The organism is Zoogloea oleivorans, from assembly GCF_008107625.1.
Taxonomy (GTDB): domain Bacteria; phylum Pseudomonadota; class Gammaproteobacteria; order Burkholderiales; family Rhodocyclaceae; genus Zoogloea; species Zoogloea oleivorans.
Genome location: NZ_SDKK01000090.1, coordinates 1 through 1566 on the forward strand (window position 1 = coordinate 1; position 1566 = coordinate 1566).

The following is a 1566-nucleotide window of genomic DNA, read 5'->3' on the forward strand; positions in this document are numbered from 1 at the left end:
CTGCCCGCCCCGGCCGACCCGACAGCGGCCCTGGCCACCGCCAGCTCGGCCCTCGAACGGGTGCCGCGCACCGTCGACAGCCTGGGCGGCGTGGCTTACTGGAACCCTGCTGCCGGCGCCATCGTGGCGCGCAGCCACCTGCCCGACGAAGCCGTCAGCCTGCCGCTGGCCAGCACGCCGAGCGATATCGTCGTGGGCTTCGACGGCGTGCTCTACGCCGCCCTCACCGACGCCATCGTGATGCACGACCTGCGCGGCCGCTGGGCGGATGTCAGCGTGACGGTCAGCGGCTTCGTGCCCTGGCGGCTGGCCGCCAGCCCCGACGGCGGCGTGTGGGTGCTCGAACAATCGAGCGGGCGCCTTGCCCGCCTCAGCGGCAGCCCGCTGCCCCTCGGCCCCTTCGTGGACTACGCCGGCACGGTCTTCAGGCCCAACCCGGAAAACTGCCACCCGCCAATGCTGCGGCTGCTCGACGGCCCAGTCTGGCCGGTGGGCGAACGGGCGCTGGCACTGGCCTGCCACCCCACGGCGGGGCTCGCCCTGTTGAGCTGGGTCGGTGACGGCGAAGCCCGGTTGCGCCGCCTCGACACCCGCACCGAGCGCCTGCAGGCGGCCTTCGAGCTGGTCGGCGCGCGCTACGCCTACGCCCTCGAATGGATCGACGCCACACAGCTCGTGGTGCGGCTGCCCGGCCGTGGCGACGCCCCGGCCTTCCACCTGGATGTCGCCGACGAAGCCCACCGTATCCCGCCTGGTGGCGAAATCTACCCGCTGGCCGACGACGCCGTCGAAGCCCCCTTCGCCCACCGCCTCGACGGCCCGCCCCATTACCCACGGGAACTCGCTCCGGGCCAGCGCGGCACCGCGCCGCTGCACCGGCTGTCCATCGCCAACCTCGCCCGTCACGGCGAAGCGGCAAACTTCAATGGCACCGATGCGCACCTGATCGACAGCGGCGCCGCGCAAACCGTGTGGCACCGGCTGTACGCCGAAGCACAACTGCCCGCCCACGCCGGCTTCATCGTATGGCTCGCCGCCACCGCCGAGCCGAGCCCGCCGGACGCGGCCGACGCTGAAGCCTGGCTGCCCCACCACTTCGGCGACGTTCCCGGCGCGGTCGCCCCCCACACGCCCCGCGCCGCCTGGGAGCACGCCCCTTCCGAACTGCCGGCCCACCCCGGCCTGGGTCCGTGGGCGCACAAACCCGGTTACGCCGGGCTGCTGTCAGTGCTGATCCAGAACCCCCTCCGCCAGGTACGCAGCCTCAGCGGCCGCTACCTGTGGGTGCGCATCGAGCTGTTCGGCGACCGCCGCGTCGGCCCGCACATCGCCGCCCTGCGCGCCTATGCCAGCCGCTTTTCCTACCGCGACCAGTACCTGCCGCGGCTCTACCGCGAGAACGTCTTCGGCGCGCCGGCGGCGGCCCCCGGCGTACAGATCGGCGCCATCGAGCCCACCTTCGCCGCCGCCCTCGACGCCGGCGGCACGCCTTCGGCCGCCTTGCGGGCGCGTCTGCAACTGGCCGGCCTCGCGCTGGCCGACGGCGCCGCCCTCGAAGTCGTCGCC

The 1566-nt window shown here is 73.9% G+C and carries 1 protein-coding gene; it reads left to right on the top strand.

Going from position 1 to position 1566, the window contains the following annotated elements:
* On the top strand, positions 1-1566 hold a 1566-nt coding region (locus tag ETQ85_RS26515; protein ID WP_222862327.1), incomplete at both ends, for an NHL repeat-containing protein.